General features: G+C 51.9%; 16 protein-coding genes. 15 read left to right on the plus strand and 1 reads right to left on the minus strand.

Features of this window, described 5'->3' with window-relative positions:
* Positions 1-247 precede the first annotated feature (247 nt).
* The 14 genes from leuS to lipA all read left to right on the plus strand — a co-directional run bounded on the left by leuS (position 248) and on the right by lipA (position 15,296).
* On the plus strand, positions 248-2,830 hold the full coding sequence (gene leuS, locus J8X26_RS22660; protein WP_208952024.1) for a leucine--tRNA ligase: 2,583 nt from the start codon (positions 248-250) through the stop codon (positions 2,828-2,830).
* Positions 2,831-2,844: 14 nt separating this feature from the next.
* Complete coding sequence (gene lptE, locus J8X26_RS22665) at positions 2,845-3,474, plus strand: LPS assembly lipoprotein LptE (RefSeq protein WP_152326439.1); 630 nt, start codon at positions 2,845-2,847, stop codon at positions 3,472-3,474.
* Positions 3,471-4,511: a DNA polymerase III subunit delta gene (holA, locus tag J8X26_RS22670; protein ID WP_152326438.1), complete on the plus strand. Its 1,041-nt coding sequence runs from the start codon at positions 3,471-3,473 to the stop codon at positions 4,509-4,511. Before lptE ends, holA begins: the two co-directional genes overlap by 4 nt.
* A 14-nt stretch (positions 4,512-4,525) precedes the next feature.
* On the plus strand, positions 4,526-5,203 hold the full coding sequence (nadD, locus tag J8X26_RS22675; protein WP_208952025.1) for a nicotinate-nucleotide adenylyltransferase: 678 nt from the start codon (positions 4,526-4,528) through the stop codon (positions 5,201-5,203).
* A gap of 206 nt (positions 5,204-5,409) precedes the next feature.
* Entirely contained in the window at positions 5,410-5,727 is a 318-nt protein-coding gene (gene rsfS, locus J8X26_RS22680) for a ribosome silencing factor (protein WP_152326436.1), read from the plus strand.
* A gap of 3 nt (positions 5,728-5,730) precedes the next feature.
* On the plus strand, positions 5,731-6,201 hold the full coding sequence (gene rlmH, locus J8X26_RS22685) for a 23S rRNA (pseudouridine(1915)-N(3))-methyltransferase RlmH (protein ID WP_013576495.1): 471 nt from the start codon (positions 5,731-5,733) through the stop codon (positions 6,199-6,201).
* Between the two features lie 38 nt (positions 6,202-6,239).
* A complete protein-coding gene (gene mrdA / locus J8X26_RS22690; RefSeq protein ID WP_152326435.1) occupies positions 6,240-8,144 on the plus strand; it encodes a peptidoglycan DD-transpeptidase MrdA in 1,905 nt (634 codons plus the stop codon).
* Positions 8,145-8,150: 6 nt separating this feature from the next.
* A complete protein-coding gene (gene mrdB / locus J8X26_RS22695) occupies positions 8,151-9,263 on the plus strand; it encodes a peptidoglycan glycosyltransferase MrdB (RefSeq protein ID WP_112287630.1) in 1,113 nt (370 codons plus the stop codon).
* A gap of 9 nt (positions 9,264-9,272) precedes the next feature.
* Positions 9,273-10,424 carry an endolytic peptidoglycan transglycosylase RlpA gene (gene rlpA / locus J8X26_RS22700; RefSeq protein ID WP_152326434.1) on the plus strand — a complete coding sequence of 384 codons (1,152 nt, stop codon included), beginning with the start codon at positions 9,273-9,275 and terminating at the stop codon, positions 10,422-10,424.
* A gap of 154 nt (positions 10,425-10,578) precedes the next feature.
* Positions 10,579-11,787, plus strand: a complete 1,209-nt coding sequence (gene dacA, locus J8X26_RS22705) for a D-alanyl-D-alanine carboxypeptidase DacA (RefSeq protein WP_101075658.1) — start codon at positions 10,579-10,581, stop codon at positions 11,785-11,787.
* A 113-nt stretch (positions 11,788-11,900) separates the two neighbouring features.
* Positions 11,901-12,164, plus strand: coding sequence for a DUF493 family protein YbeD (gene ybeD / locus J8X26_RS22710; protein ID WP_101075657.1), 264 nt, complete (start codon positions 11,901-11,903; stop codon positions 12,162-12,164).
* Between the two features lie 71 nt (positions 12,165-12,235).
* Positions 12,236-12,919, plus strand: a complete 684-nt coding sequence (gene lipB, locus J8X26_RS22715) for a lipoyl(octanoyl) transferase LipB (protein WP_152326433.1) — start codon at positions 12,236-12,238, stop codon at positions 12,917-12,919.
* Between the two features lie 160 nt (positions 12,920-13,079).
* On the plus strand, positions 13,080-14,021 hold the full coding sequence (locus J8X26_RS22720) for a YbeF family transcriptional regulator (RefSeq protein WP_152326432.1): 942 nt from the start codon (positions 13,080-13,082) through the stop codon (positions 14,019-14,021).
* A 309-nt stretch (positions 14,022-14,330) separates the two neighbouring features.
* Complete coding sequence (gene lipA / locus J8X26_RS22725) at positions 14,331-15,296, plus strand: lipoyl synthase (protein ID WP_152326431.1); 966 nt, start codon at positions 14,331-14,333, stop codon at positions 15,294-15,296.
* Positions 15,297-15,398: 102 nt separating this feature from the next.
* Here lipA and tatE read toward each other — a convergent pair whose 3' ends face one another.
* Complete coding sequence (gene tatE, locus J8X26_RS22730) at positions 15,399-15,602, minus strand: twin-arginine translocase subunit TatE (RefSeq protein WP_095921144.1); 204 nt, start codon at positions 15,600-15,602, stop codon at positions 15,399-15,401.
* A gap of 257 nt (positions 15,603-15,859) precedes the next feature.
* Between tatE and J8X26_RS22735 the strand changes: the two genes are divergently transcribed.
* On the plus strand, positions 15,860-16,924 hold the full coding sequence (locus tag J8X26_RS22735; RefSeq protein WP_208952026.1) for a diguanylate cyclase: 1,065 nt from the start codon (positions 15,860-15,862) through the stop codon (positions 16,922-16,924).
* The last annotated feature ends 29 nt before the right edge of the window (positions 16,925-16,953 follow it).

Genomic DNA, 16,953 nt, shown 5'->3' on the forward strand with positions numbered 1-16,953 from the left:
ATGACCGTTTGCCCGGCGGGAGCGTATTGTCTTTATTTTAGACGTAAATCCCTGATACGGCGCGCAGATTATCCCGGGCTAACTCGCAGATTATGAATAATGCGTCAGAAGAAGGCAGAAATCCCCGTTAGCCCTTCAGCGGGTGTTGTTGCACCCTCCGCTTATCGGCTATGCTATGCGGATCTTTTGATTAAAACTTTTTGAGCTACAGGCGTAGCTGTTTTCACTCACAGGACCACCGGCCGCCATGCAAGAGCAATACCGTCCAGAAGACATTGAGTCACACGTTCAGCTTCACTGGCAAGAGAAGCAAACCTTCAAAGTTACCGAACAGCCTGGTAAGGAGAAATATTATTGTCTCTCCATGTTGCCTTATCCGTCAGGTCGCCTCCACATGGGACACGTGCGCAACTACACCATTGGTGACGTGATTTCCCGTTATCAGCGTATGCTCGGCAAAAACGTTCTGCAGCCAATTGGCTGGGATGCTTTCGGCCTGCCTGCTGAAGGTGCTGCGGTAAAAAACAACACTGCGCCTGCGCCGTGGACTTACGGAAACATCGAATATATGAAGAACCAGCTGAAACTGCTGGGCTTCGGCTATGACTGGGATCGCGAAATCGCGACCTGCAAACCGGATTACTACCGTTGGGAACAATGGTTCTTCACCAAGCTGTACGAAAAAGGCATGGTTTATAAGAAGACTTCGGCAGTGAACTGGTGCCCGCATGATCTGACCGTTCTGGCGAACGAACAGGTTATCGACGGCTGCTGCTGGCGTTGTGATACCAAAGTAGAACGCAAAGAAATTCCACAATGGTTCATCAAAATCACCGATTACGCCGATCAGCTGCTTAACGATCTGGATACGCTGGAAAGCTGGCCTGAGCAGGTCAAAACCATGCAGCGTAACTGGATTGGCCGTTCCGAAGGCGTGGAAATCACTTTTGACGTGGCAGACAGCGACGAAAAAGTAACGGTGTACACTACCCGCCCTGACACCTTTATGGGTGCGACCTATGTGGCTGTCGCCGCCGGTCATCCGCTGGCGCAGCTGGGTGCGCAAAATAATCCTACACTGAACGATTTCATCGACGAATGCCGTAACACCAAAGTTGCCGAAGCAGAAATGGCAACGATGGAGAAAAAAGGCATGGCAACCGGTCTGTTTGCTGTTCATCCGCTGTCTGGTGAAAAACTGCCAATCTGGGTCGCTAACTTCGTTCTGATGGAATACGGTACCGGCGCGGTCATGGCCGTTCCAGGTCACGACCAGCGTGACTGGGAATTCGCCACTAAATATAACCTGCAGATCAAACCGGTTATCCTGAACGTTGATGGCAGCCATCCTGAAGTCACCGCAGAAGCGATGACCGAGAAAGGTACGCTGTTTAATTCCGGCGAATTCGATGGTCTGAATCACGAAGAAGGCTTCAACGCTATTGCCGACAAACTGGTTGCTCAGGGTGTTGGTCAGCGAAAAGTTAACTACCGTCTGCGTGACTGGGGTGTTTCCCGTCAGCGTTACTGGGGTGCGCCAATCCCGATGATCACACTGGAAGACGGTACCGTTATTCCTACGCCAGAAGATCAGCTGCCGGTTATCCTGCCGGAAGACGTCGTGATGGATGGGATCACCAGCCCGATCAAAGCCGATCCTGAGTGGGCGAAAACCACTGTGAATGGCATTCCTGGTCTGCGTGAAACCGACACCTTCGATACCTTCATGGAATCTTCCTGGTATTACGCGCGTTATACCTGCCCGCAATATGACGAAGGTATGCTGGATCCGGCTGCGGCCAATTACTGGCTGCCGGTTGATCAGTATGTCGGTGGTATCGAACACGCCATCATGCACCTGATGTATTTCCGCTTCTTCCACAAACTGATGCGTGACGCAGGTCTGGTCGATTCCGACGAACCGGCAAAACGCCTGCTGTGTCAGGGTATGGTGCTGGCTGACGCCTTCTACCACACCGGCAGCAACGGCGAACGTATCTGGGTTTCCCCGACAGATGCCACGGTTGAGCGTGACGAAAAAGGCCGTATTACTAAAGCGACCGATCCGCAAGGTCGCGAGCTGGTTTACGCCGGCATGAGCAAGATGTCCAAGTCCAAAAACAACGGCATCGACCCGCAGGTGATGGTAGACAAATACGGCGCAGACACCGTGCGTCTGTTTATGATGTTCGCTTCTCCGGCAGAAATGACGCTGGAATGGCAGGAGTCTGGCGTTGAAGGCGCAAACCGCTTCCTGAAGCGCGTCTGGAAACTGGCCTACGAACATTCAGAAAAAGGCCTGACCGTTGCCCTTGATGCGGCTTCCCTGAACGAAGCGCAAAAAGATCTGCGTCGTGACCTGCATAAAACTATCGCCAAAGTCACCGACGATATTGGCCGTCGTCAGACCTTCAACACCGCAATCGCCGCGGTGATGGAGCTGATGAACAAGCTGGGCCGCGCACCTCAGGAAACTGAACAGGATCGCGCACTGCTGCAGGAAGCTCTGCTGGCCGTTGTCCGCATGCTTTATCCGTTTACTCCGCACGTTTGCTTCAGCCTCTGGCAGGCGCTGAACGGTGAAGGTGATGTGGATACCGCGCCGTGGCCAAAGGCTGATGAACAGGCCATGGTGGAAGATTCCAAACTGGTCGTTGTGCAGGTGAATGGTAAAGTACGTGCTAAAATCACCGTAGCCGCTGATGCTACCGAGCAACAAGTGCGCGAGCGTGCGGCAGAAGAACATTTGGTCGCAAAATATCTGGATGGGGTTACGGTCCGTAAAGTAATCTACGTCCCGGGCAAACTGCTTAACCTGGTTGTAGGTTGAGTCAAGGAGGATCTGTGCGACATCCTATAATGACGCTGCTGCTGGCCGCAGCAGTGCTGGTGACAGCAGGCTGTGGTTTCCACTTACGTGGAAAAACCAACGTTCCGGACGAACTGAGAACCATCGTTCTGGACAGTGGTGACCCGTATGGTCCGTTGACGCGTGATATCCGATCTCAGTTGCGTCTGAGCAACGTGACCATCGTTGATGATCCAACCAAAGAACAGCGTAAGGGCATCCCTTCGCTGCGCATTGGTGCAGAATCGACAGGCAGAAGTACTGCGTCAATCTTCCAGGACGGTAAAACGGCTGAGTACCAGATGCAACTGGACGTCAATGCAACGGTCCTGATGCCGGGCAAAGACTTGTATCCGATCCATGTGAGAGTGTTCCGTTCCTTCTTTGACAACCCGTTAACGGCGCTGGCGAAAGATAACGAGCAGGACATTATTTTGGAAGAGATGCGCCAGCAGGCGGCTCAGCAGCTGATTCGTAAGTTACTGGCGGTTCATGCGTCAGAACTGCGTAAAGCCGATGAAGTGAATGGTCAGGTAGAAGTGATTTCAACCCGGTCATCTGCCAGCAAGTCGTATGATACCTCTGAAGTATCGACCCCGGCTCCGGCCAGCACTTCCGCAAAATGATCCGAATTTACCCGGAACAACTTGCCGCGCAGCTTCGTGAGGGGCTGCGCGCCTGTTATCTGCTATGTGGTAACGATCCTCTGCTTTTGCAGGAGAGTCAGGACAGTATCCGTAAAACGGCTCAGCTTTCTGATTTTCAGGAACACTACACTTTTGCCCTCGACACCCACACCGAATGGGAGTCAATTTTCAGTATCTGTCAGGCGCTGAGCCTGTTCGCCAGCCGTCAGACCCTGATGCTGATCCTGCCTGATAATGGCCCGACTGCGCCGATGGCAGAACAATTACTCAAGCTGACTACCCTTTTGCATGACGACATCTTACTGTTGCTGCGCGGAACCAAACTGACCAAAGCGCAGGAAAACAGCGCATGGTTTAAAGCGCTGAGTGATAAAGGCGTGTTTGTCAGCTGTCAGACGCCGGAACAGGCGCAGCTTCCCCGCTGGGTCACCCGCCGCGCTCAGGCGTTATCGCTTGAACTGGATGAACCGGCAAACCAGCTTTTATGTTATTGCTATGAAGGCAATCTGCTGGCGTTAGCTCAGTCCCTCGAGCGGCTTTCCCTGCTTTATCCTGACGGAAAACTCACGCTGCCACGCGTTGAAACGGCCGTCAACGACGCCGCGCACTTTACGCCCTATCACTGGCTCGACGCACTGCTGGCAGGCAAAAGCAAACGTGCCTGGCACATCTTGCGTCAGCTACAGCAGGAAGACAGCGAACCGGTTATTTTGCTGCGAACCGTGCAACGCGAACTTCTGATGTTGCTTAACCTGAAGCGTAAAATGGATTCGACGCCATTGCGCACGCTCTTTGATCAGCAAAAGGTCTGGCAAAACCGCCGGACGCTGGTGACGCAGGCGTTACAACGTTTATCACTCGAACATCTGACGCAGGCTGTCCGTTTGCTGACTCAAATGGAAATCACCCTGAAACAGGATTATGGTCAGTCTGTCTGGTCAGAACTGGAAAGCCTTTCCATGTTATTGTGTGGAAAACCCCTGCCTGTTGATTACGTGGGTTCGGGTTCGTATTGAAGCAGGACACAAGTATGTCACTCACCACCTCACATTCTTCCTCACGCCCGGCACCCTTACTGGCTTTCTTCGGCGGAACCTTCGACCCGATTCATTACGGGCACCTGAAGCCCGTGACCAACCTGGCCGGACAGGCCGGATTTGATCAGGTCATTTTGTTGCCTAACAACGTGCCGCCTCATCGCCCGCAACCGGAAGCCAGCTCGCAACAGCGTCTGCACATGGTTGAACTGGCTGTTGCGGGTAACCCGTTGTTTTCCGTGGACTCACGTGAGCTGAATGTCGATACGCCGTCCTACACCATTGAGACACTTGCAACGTTACGTAAAGAACATGGCGATGATTGCCCGCTGGCGTTTATCATTGGCCAGGATTCATTGCTGACCTTGCACAAGTGGCACCGCTGGGAATCGCTGCTCGATTTTTGTCATCTGGTGGTGATGGCGCGTCCGGGATATCAGGAACAGCTCGATACGCCGGCGCTCCAGCGCTGGTACGACGCACACCGGGTGGTCGATGCGGAGAAACTCAAACAGAAACCCGCCGGATTCATTTATCAGGCCAATACACCGCTGATAGATATTTCAGCAACGGAAATCCGTGAACGGCGTCATGCGGGGCTTGATTGCTCAGATTTGCTGCCATCTGCCGTTGAGCGCTATATAGAATCACAGGGCTTGTACCGCGAGTAGCTAACGCGTGGTATACTGCGCCGCTTAATTTCGGCTCTCGATAACGCTGCGTGATTAACCAATACAATGTATTGATTGTTAAACGTTTTCAGTTGTTTTCCTGATAACCGCTATGTGTATCCATCATGAGACAGGCGTTTGCTTCGGTGATTCACCGGCGGCTGTCTTGTGAGGTCAATTGTTTCAAACATCCCCAGGGGGAACCTTTGCAAGGTAAAGCGCTCCAAGATTTTGTTGTCGATAAAGTCGACGACCTGAAAGCACAAGACATCATTGCCATTGATGTTAAAGGTAAATCCAGTATTACTGATTGCATGATTATTTGTACCGGTACATCCAGCCGCCATGTAGTGGCTATCGCCGGACATCTGGTTGAAGAAGTGAAAGCGGCCGGTATGGACGCGATGGGCGTGAAAGGCATCAACGAAGCCGACTGGGTTGTTGTCGATCTGGGCGAAGTCATCGTTCACGTCATGCAGGAAGAAAGCCGTCAGCTTTATGAGCTCGAGAAACTCTGGGGTTAATGCGTGAAACTGCAACTTGTCGCCGTCGGCACAAAAATGCCTGACTGGGTACAAACCGGTTTTAACGATTACCTGCACCGTTTTCCGAAAGATATGCCGTTTGAACTGACTGAAGTTCCGGCAGGGAAACGCGGTAAGAACGCTGATATCAAACGCATTCTTGAAAAAGAAGGCGAACAGATGCTGGCTGCTGTCGGTAAAGGTAATCGCATTGTGACCCTGGATATTCCGGGCACACCGTGGGAAACCCCGCAACTGGCACAACAACTGGAACGCTGGAAACAGGACGGACGAAATGTCAGCCTGTTAATCGGCGGCCCGGAAGGGTTGGCACCGGCCTGTAAAGCCGCAGCGGAACAGAGCTGGTCGCTCTCTCCGTTGACACTTCCTCACCCGCTGGTTCGGGTTCTGGTCGCGGAAAGCCTTTACCGCGCCTGGAGTATTACCACTAATCATCCATACCACCGCGAATAACGGGTGGTGAATGTCAGCAACATGAATTAAGTAGTGGGATGAAAATAGATCGTAACCCTTTTCGCGACTATACGGCTGAATCAGCCCTCTTTGTGCGCCGTGCACTGGTGGCGTTCATCGGCATTCTGCTACTTAGTGGTATCCTGGCTTTCAATTTGTATAACCTGCAGATTGTCCGTTTTCAGGATTATCAGACCCGTTCCAATGATAACCGTATCAAGCTGGTGCCGATTGCGCCAAGCCGCGGCATTATCTATGACCGCAACGGAACCCCGCTGGCGTTAAACCGCACTATTTATCAGCTCGAACTTGTGCCCGAAAAAGTCGATGATCTTCAGGCCACGCTCGAAGGGCTGAAACCTATCGTCGATTTAACCCCGGACGATATCGAGAACTTCAAAAAAGAGCGCCAGCGTTCGCGACGCTTTACGTCTATCGCAGTGAAAACGGCACTGACCGAAGTTCAGGTCGCGCGTTTCTCCGTGAACCAGTTCCATTTCCCCGGCGTTGAAGTCAAAGGCTATCAGCGCCGCTATTATCCGTATGGCTCAGCCCTCACGCATGTTATCGGCTACGTTTCGAAAATTAACGATCGTGACGTTGAGCGTCTGGATAAAGACGGCATTCTGGCAAACTACGCCGCAACGCACGATATTGGCAAACTCGGCATAGAACGCTTTTACGAAGACACGCTTCACGGCAAAACCGGCTATGAAGAAGTGGAAGTTAACAACCGTGGCCGCGTGATCCGTCAGTTGCATGAGGAGCCGCCTCAGGCCGGGAAAGATATTTATCTGACCATCGACCTGCCGCTTCAACAATATATTGAAGTCCTGCTGACCGGCAGCCGCGCCGCCGTGGTGGTCACTGATCCGCGTGATGGTGCAATCCGCGCGCTGGTGTCTAACCCAAGCTATGATCCGAATTTGTTCGTCGACGGGATTTCCAGCAAAGACTACAGTTCGTTGTTAAACGATCCGAACAAACCACTGATCAACCGTACCACGCAAGGCGTTTACCCGCCGGCGTCAACCGTGAAACCGTATATTTCCGTATCAGCGCTGACGACCGGTGTGATCAACAAAAACACCTCTCTGTTCGACCCCGGCTGGTGGCAGTTACCCGGCTCAGACAAGCGCTATCGTGACTGGAAACACTGGGGTCATGGCCGCCTGAATGTGACCAAAGCCCTTGAGGAATCCGCGGATACCTTCTTCTACCAGGTTGCGTACGATATGGGGATTGACCGTCTTTCTGAATGGATGGGGAAATTCGGCTATGGTCAGTACAGCGGTATCGACTTATCCGAAGAGCGCAGCGGCAATATGCCAAACCGCGACTGGAAATTTAAACGCTTTAAAAAACCGTGGTATCAGGGTGACACTATTCCTGTCGGTATAGGCCAGGGTTACTGGACCGCAACGCCGGTGCAAATCATGAAAGCCATGACCACGCTGATTAATGACGGCAATGTCAAAACGCCGCACCTGTTGCTGAGCACGAAAGTGGATGGCAAGCAGGTGCCGTATCAGCAGCAGGAAACCACGCAGATTGGCGATATCCATTCCGGCTATTGGGAAATTGCGAAAGACGGGATGTATGGTGTTGCCAACCGTCCGAACGGCACGGCCCGTAAATATTTCGCCGACGCGCCATACAAAGCGGCCGCAAAATCCGGGACAGCACAAGTTTACGGTTTGAAAGCCAATGAAATCTATAATGCGCATAAGATTGCTGAACATCTGCGTGACCACAAACTGATGACCTCTTTCGCGCCGTATGACAAACCAACCGTCGCCGTTGCTGTAGTGCTGGAAAACGGTGGTGCGGGCCCGGCGGTAGGGACAATTTCGCGGCAGATACTCGACCATATTTTACTGGGCGATAACACGACACAACTGCCGGCTGACGCACCCGCGCCACCGGGAACTGAAGGTGATTAACCGGCAATGACTGAGAACCAACAAAAAAGATCATTGTGGTCGAAAATGCACATCGACCTGACCATGTTGCTGATCATACTTGCGCTGCTGACGTACAGTGCGTTCGTGATGTGGAGCGCCAGCGGTCAGGACATGGGCATGATGGAACGTAAAATCGGCCAGATCCTGATGGGTCTGGTGATTATGCTGGTGATGGCACAAATCCCCCCGCGCGTTTATGAAAGCTGGGCACCTTATCTCTATATATTCTGCGTTTTCCTGCTGGTGCTGGTCGATGCATTTGGCAGTATCAGTAAAGGCGCGCAACGCTGGCTGGATTTAGGGATTATAAAATTCCAGCCGTCAGAGCTGGCGAAAATAGCCGTTCCGCTGATGGTCGCCCGCTTTATCAACCGCGACGTTTGCCCGCCGTCGTTGAAAAATACGGCGATTGCGCTGGCGCTGATTTTCATCCCTACCCTGCTGGTTGCTGCGCAGCCGGATCTGGGGACGTCAATTCTGATTGCCGCATCCGGCCTGTTTGTCCTGTTCCTGTCGGGCATGAGCTGGAAACTGATTGCGGTCGCCGCCATTCTGGTCGCCGCCTTTATTCCGATATTGTGGTTCTTCCTGATGCACGATTATCAGCGAGACCGCGTCATGATGCTGCTTGATCCGGAGAGCGATCCGCTCGGGGCGGGCTATCATATTATTCAGTCGAAGATTGCGATTGGCTCCGGCGGTCTCTCCGGCAAAGGCTGGTTGCACGGAACGCAGTCACAGCTGGAATTTTTGCCAGAGCGTCATACCGACTTTATCTTTGCCGTACTGGCCGAAGAACTGGGCCTTATCGGCGTGCTGGTTCTGCTCGGGCTTTACCTGTGCCTTATCATGCGCGGGCTGGTGATCGCGGCCAATGCACAGACCACATTTGGGCGCGTAATGTCCGGTGGTTTGATGTTGATTCTGTTCGTTTATGTGTTTGTTAACATCGGTATGGTCAGTGGTATTGTCCCGGTAGTTGGGGTACCTTTGCCTCTGGTCAGCTATGGCGGGTCGGCACTCATCGTGCTAATGGCAGGGTTTGGTATCGTCATGTCGATACATACTCATCGAAAAATGTTGTCAAAAAATTTATAGAGGTGAGCAATGCGTAAGGAGTGGCTTGGAGCTGTCATTATCGGTTTGCTGTTAAGTGGCTGCGCCACTGATGATACTCAGCAACAACAACCGGCACCGCAACAAGCCTACAACGGCCCTGTGGTGGAAATCGGCGGGGCTGATCCGCGTTACGAACCTTATAATCAGGGCACGATGCAGGATTATACCGTCAACGGTAAAACCTATAAAATCGTCAAAGATCCGTCAAACTTCTCACAAGTCGGTCAGGCAGCCTGGTACGGTCAGGAAAACGGCGGCAATACCACGGCAATTGGTGAAGAATTCGACCCGACAGCCATGACGGCGGCGCATCCTACCCTGCCAATTCCAAGCTATGTGCGCGTTACCAATATGGCAACCGGACGTATGCTGGTGGTGCGTGTAAATGACCGCGGCCCGTATGTTCCGGGCAAAATTATTGATTTGTCTCAGGCTGCGGCAGATCGTCTGAACCTGACTAACAGCACCAAAGTCCGCGTTGATTTCATTAACGTTGCGCCGGACGGTACGATGTCTGGCCCGGGCACCATCGGTACCACTGTGGCCAAGCAATCCTATGCCCTGCCATCGCGCCCGAGCCTGGGTGCCAGCAGCATGGGAACGCCGACGCTGTCCTCAGAACCGGTGAACACTTCTGATGTGCGCCCGATCAGCAACAGTACGCTGAGCAACCCGAACGCAGCACCGCTGACCAATGACGAAGACAGCAGCAACGCAAATGTGCCTGCTGCTACCACAATGTCCGGCAACAGCGGCGGTGGGGGTTTTCTGAGTGCGCCAACGCCATTGCGCGCGGGTGTACTTGAAGGCAGCGAACCTGTCGCGCCGGTGGTAACAGCCAGCGCAGCACCGGTTATCGCGGCCTCTGCCGCGCCGGTTGCCGCCGCACCAGCGCATACTACTGCCATTCCGAGTTCTGGTTATATGGTACAGGTCGGTGCGCTGAGTAATCCTCAGAATGCACAGTTATGGCAGAAAAGCCTGAGCCAGCGCTTCAACGTTCCGGGCAAAGTGCAGGCCAATGGCAGTACTTACCGCGTTCAGCTTGGGCCCTTCAGCACGCGCCAGCAGGCGGTTCAACTGCAACAGCGGCTCGCCAGCGAAGCCCAACAGCAATCTTTTGTCACTGCCAGCATGTAATACCCCTCCGGGGCTCAGGCCCCGGACTTATAAGTCCCTTTTCTTATAAGTAAAAGTCAGTAAGCGCCGGTAATCGAAGATGTCTGACTTATGACTCTTCTGCTATAGTGGCGCACGTTTATCACTTACCTCCACGGATGTTGTTGTCCCGATCATGAAACTTGTAAACACTTCACGTTTAGTCAAAAGCCTCGCATTTGGCACCGTTATCACTTTCAGTGCAGCGTCCGCCTATGCCGACGATGTTAATTTAAAAACAATGATCCCTGGCGTTCCGCAAATTGATGCAGAAGCCTACGTCCTGATCGACTACAACTCCGGCAAAGTTCTGGCGGAAATGAATGCTGATGCGCGCCGTGACCCCGCCAGCCTGACCAAAATGATGACCAGCTATGTCATCGGTCAGTCCATCAAAGCCGGCAAAATCTCTCCGACCGACATCGTCACCGTGGGGCCGGACGCCTGGGCAACCGGTAATCCGGTGTTCAAAGGTTCTTCCCTGATGTTCCTCAAACCCGGCGATCGCGTGCCAGTTTCTGAACTCAACCGCGGCATTATTCTGCAATCAGGCAACGATGCCTGTGTGGCAATGGCCGATCACGTCGCCGGAAGTCAGGATGCGTTCGTTGCCATCATGAACAACTACGTGAACGCGCTGGGCCTGAAAAACACCCATTTCGGTACCGTCCATGGTCTGGATGCCGCCGGTCAGTACAGTTCTGCTCGCGACATGGCGTTGATTGGTCAGGCGCTGATCCGCGATGTACCGGAAGAGTACGCAACCTATAAAGAAAAAGAATTCACCTTCAACAATATCCGCCAGATGAACCGTAACGGCTTGCTGTGGGATAACAGCCTGAACGTTGACGGCATCAAAACCGGCCATACCGATTCCGCGGGTTATAACCTGGTGGCATCCGCAACAGAAGGCCAGATGCGTCTGATTTCTGCTGTCATGGGCGGGCATACTTATAAAGGCCGTGAAGTTGAAAGCAAAAAACTGCTGACCTGGGGCTTCCGTTTCTTCGAAACTGTATCTCCGTTGAAAGCAGGTAAAGAATTCGCCTCTGAGCCAGTCTGGTTTGGTGATACCGATCGCGTTGCGCTGGGCGTTGAGAAAGATGCTTATCTGACCATCCCGCGTGGCCGCATGAAAGATTTGAAAGCCAGCTATGTGCTGAACACACCTGAACTGCACGCGCCATTGCAGAAAAATCAGGTCGTGGGTTCAATCAATTTCCAGCTTGATGGTAAAACCATTGATGAACGTCCGCTGGTCGTGATGAACGAAGTGAAAGAAGGCGGTTTCTTCGGCCGCATCGTCGATTATATCAAGCTGATGTTCCACCACTGGTTTGGCTAAGTTGCCCGCTTGAAAAAGTTTGAAACAATCCCCATATAATCGGTATAGATTATGGCTCCCGCTTCGGCGGGAGTTATACTTTCAGAGATAATACTTAATACGCTGGAGTGCACATGAAAACCAAACTGAACGAACTGCTCGAATTCCCTTGCTCCTTTACCTACAAAGTAATGGGCCTGGCACAACCCGAGCTGGTGGACCAGGTTGTGGAAGTCGTGCAACGCCATGCGCCTGGCGACTACAATCCTCAGGTAAAACCGAGCAGTAAAGGGAATTACCACTCCGTTTCAATTACGATCACCGCCACCCACATCGATCAGGTCGAAACCCTGTATTCTGAGTTGGGTAATATCGAAATTGTCCGCATGGTGCTGTAAGCCCTTTCTGACCGACCCGCGCGAGAGAAATTCTGTCGCGCGTTTCCCTCCTCCTACTGACGATAACTGCCGTGCAATCACATAATCCGCAAGAACGTATCGTACTGCGCCAGCTTGGCCTTCAGCCGTATGAGCCTGTCTCTCTGGCCATGCACCATTTCACTGAGCACCGGAACGCCGACTCGCTGGACGAAATCTGGCTGGTTCAGCATCCGCGCGTCTTCACTCAGGGTCAGGCAGGAAAGGCAGAGCATGTTTTAATGCCCGGCGATATTCCGGTGATCCAAAGCGATCGCGGCGGTCAGGTCACCTATCACGGACCGGGCCAGCAGGTGATGTATGTGATGGTCGATTTGAAACGGAAAAAACTGGGCGTCCGTCAGTTAGTCACGGCTATCGAACAAACCGTAGTGGATACACTGGCGCACTTTTCTATCGATGCCTACCCGCGTGCCGATGCGCCCGGCGTTTATGTCGATGGCAAAAAGATTTGTTCCCTCGGCCTGCGCATTCGAAAAGGATGTTCATTGCACGGTCTGGCATTGAATATTGATATGGATCTCGAGCCGTTTCACCGGATTAATCCGTGCGGGTATGCAGGTCTGGAAATGACGCAGGCCAGCCTGGAAAAACCGGGACTGACCGTTGACCAGGTTATGCCGGTTCTGGTGAAATCCTTTAATCATCGTCTTGATTATCAGCAAGTTGATTATCTGCCCTGGCAAATTGAGCAGTACGCGACTTCGCCGCTCTGATTCCTGTGCTTTACCATCAGACTTATCAACGTTTTAGCAGTTTTACTTCGCATTCTGGTTTACTATCACCCGCTGAACTTCTTAGCATTTTATCGCTTACGGATAAGCATACTTCCCGGCTAATAACCGGGACAGTCCTTCACACTGCCGGGAAATATTTATGGATGATAACGATATTAGTGCCAGCCTGAATAAGCTTCATAACCTTGATCTCAATTTGCTCACCGTTTTCGAAGCGGTATATCTGCATAAAGGCATTGTTCACGCCGCTAAAGCGCTGAACCTGACGCCTTCTTCAGTCAGCCAGTCCATTCAGAAATTACGCAATACCTTTCCCGATCCGCTGTTTATCCGTAACGGACAAGGTATCAGCCCGACGGCGTATGCCATTAATTTGCATCAGCACATCAGTCAGGGTTTGAGTTCGATTCTCACCGGTCTGGACTTTACGCACGATAACGACAAATCCCGCGTACTGACCATCAGTTGTTACCCGTATGTCGCACTACAAACGTTTCCGCTGATCCTCAAAGAGCTGATGAAAATCAACAGCAACTACACGCTGAAACACCTGCCGCTCAGCGATCCGGAAGATACGCTGATCCAACATCGTGCGGATTTAGTGATTGATACCAGCCCGCTGTTTAACAAGTCACTGAAAGGCATCCGGCTGATGTCAGATACCGCGGTATTTGTGTGCAGAAAGAATCACCCGACGCTGGATAAAACCATTACGCTCCAACAGGCTCTGGCCATGCCGCAGACCACCGTGGTGACAAACGCCAGCGATCTCAAGCGTATACAATTTGAAATCAGCGGTTTCCTGCCAGATCGCCCTATAGTGTTTACCAGTTATAACGCAATAAACTCTCTCTCGATGGTTTCCAACACCGATTTGCTGGGGATATTGCCGAGAAAAATGGTCGAACTGCTGCAAAAAAGTTTTCCGGTCGATATCCTCGAATCGGATATTCCAGCGGTGTCATTTGATATCATCATGTATTACAACAAAACGGCAAAAAGCGATAAAACGCTGAGCATGATTATTGATGCGATCAAACTGGCTTTCTCACAGGATGAATCGCTGACGTCTTCCGGCTAAATTTTCGGAATCGGCGAAAATATTTACACACCATTAACACCAGAAGAAGATCACGAGAGTCGCACTTAAAAAATTATATATATCAAAAAATTAAGTGATAAATAAGAATAGTTTTTTAAGGAAAAAATCTTCTTCAGGTTAAAAAAATGCAGCGTTTAGCACTTCAGGCTATGTGTAAAGGCTGAATCCGGTGATGCTTCAATGATATAATTTCCGCATTATTTCTACTTTTTTTGATGAATCAGCCAGTTCATTGAATGTCCTGAAAAAACTCGAGTTACGAGAGACGAACCTGGAAGCTGCAAGATTATGAGTAAACCGATTCAGATGGAACGCGGCGTCAAATACCGCGATGCAGATAAGATGGCGTTAATCCCGGTGAAAACCGTGGTCAGTGACCGGCAGGAAATGTTACGTAAGCCGGCATGGATGAAAATCAAGTTGCCTGCGGACTCAACGAAAATTCAGGGCATTAAATCCGCACTGCGCAAGAATGGCCTTCACTCCGTTTGTGAAGAGGCCGCATGCCCAAACCTTTCAGAGTGCTTTAACCACGGCACCGCGACCTTCATGATCCTCGGCGCAATTTGTACCCGCCGCTGCCCGTTCTGCGACGTGGCACACGGTCGTCCAACCGCGCCGGATACCAATGAGCCGGAAAAACTGGCACAAACCATCGCGGATATGGGATTGCGTTATGTCGTGATCACCTCGGTTGACCGTGATGATTTACGTGACGGCGGCGCGCAGCACTTTGCCGACTGTATCACGGCGATCCGCGCTAAAAACCCGACCATCAAAATCGAGACACTGGTACCCGATTTCCGTGGCCGTATGGATCGCGCTCTGGATATTCTCAACGCCAGCCCGCCGGATGTGTTTAACCACAACCTGGAAAACGTGCCGCGCGTTTACCGTCAGGTTCGTCCGGGCGCTAACTACGAATGGTCACTGACGCTGCTCCAACGTTTCAAAGAAGCGCATCCGGAAATCCCAACCAAATCAGGCCTGATGGTCGGTTTGGGTGAGACAAACGAAGAAATCATCGAAGTGATGCGTGACCTGCGCCGCCACGGCGTCACCATGCTGACGCTGGGTCAGTATCTGCAACCCAGCCGTCATCACCTGCCGGTGCAGCGTTACGTCAGCCCGGAAGAGTTTGACCAGATGAAAGAAGCGGCAATGGAAATGGGCTTCACGCACGCCGCCTGTGGCCCGTTCGTGCGTTCGTCTTATCACGCCGATCTGCAAGCCAAAGGGTTAGAAGTGAAGTAATATCTCGTTACTTCTTGATGCCCAAAACGCAAAAAAGGTTGTTCATAAGAACAACCTTTTTTAATGCCCGAAATTTGTAACCGGAATTAATTCCGTAAAAACTCAGTCTTTGTGTTCGACACGCTCGGCTGGTTTTTCTTCGGCAGTGGTTTTTTCAGCAGGCGCCGGATCATCATTCATGGCTTTCTTGAAGCCACGCAGTGCTGCACCCAGATCACCGCCCAGAGAACGCAGTTTGCTGGTACCGAACAACAGAACGATCAGCACGCCGACCACCAACAATTTAGTAATACTTAGACCTTCCATACATACCTTCTTTACACTGAGTGCTGGAATACAGCAGTGACAATTTGCCGTTATTAACGGCCATTCGCGACGTTAATACAACCCGAAAATGTAACAGAACGGATCCAGAACTGTGCGCATTGTGACCAGAGTAAGCTATTATGAGCTTGAATAGCACGCTCATAAAGTCTTTCAGTTTTTAAAATCTGTAAAACACCTTCAAATTTGATTTCGACCAGATTATTAACCCGGGTTAACTGACCCTGTAATGAGAACCGATGCCGAAAAAGCTTCATACGACTCTGGTTAACGATACTCATCATTCCGGAATACGTTTTGCCAAAAGGACTTATTTGCCCCGCATCGTCGGGCTGGGAACGGGCAGTTTTTGTGTCGGCTCGGTGATGATTGAGCACACAACGCCCGTCTGGCTCTGGCTGTTGCTGTTTTTAAACGGATTCATCTGGCCGCACATTGCCTACTGGAAAGCAAAGCGTTCGGCAAGCCCGTTTAACAGTGAAATCAATAACCTGAAAGCCGACGCCATTTTCGGCGGCATATGGATTGCAATGATGGGCTTCAACGCCCTGCCCTCTGCCACCATATTTGCCATGATGGGCATGAATAATATCTCCGCAGGCGGCCAGCGGTTATTCTTCCGGTGCGTTATCGCGCAAATCACGGTTGCCATTGCGCTACTGCTTGTCGCCGATATCCCCTTCATGCCCGAAACCACGCCGTTCCAGCTTTATCTCTGCCTGCCAATGATCATGATTTACCCGATTTTTCTCGGCAACGTCACCTACCGCACATCCCGAAAACTGGCCGAACATAAACAGGCCATCATGCAAATCAGTGTGCGCGACGGACTGACCGGGCTGTACAACCGTCGCCACTGGGAATCGCTGCTTAACACCGAGCTGGAAAGCTTCCGCCGCTACCGGCATAAAACCACGCTGGTGCTGATCGACATCGATCACTTTAAGGCCATCAACGACAATTACGGGCACAGCGTCGGTGATCAGGCCATTATTCTGCTGGCGCAGGACCTACAGCATACGATGCGCGCCGCCGATATTATCGGCCGGTTTGGGGGTGATGAGTTCGCCGCTATTTTGCCGCACAGCACGGAGCTACAGGCCCGGCGCGCGATAGAACGTTTGCAAAGCCGGCTGGATAACAGCCTGTTTCCGCAACATCCTGACCTGAGAATCCACATCAGCGCGGGTATTGCTGAATGTGATGACGTTCAGGAAACCGCGACACACTGGCTGAATGCCGCTGACCACGCATTGTATGAAGCCAAAAAAAACGGGCGGAACCGGGTGGAAACGGCAAGTTAATCTTGCCCGGTTCCCGGTTTCAGCCCGCA

Source organism: Rahnella sp. ChDrAdgB13, from assembly GCF_017655185.1.
Classification (GTDB): domain Bacteria; phylum Pseudomonadota; class Gammaproteobacteria; order Enterobacterales; family Enterobacteriaceae; genus Rahnella; species Rahnella contaminans.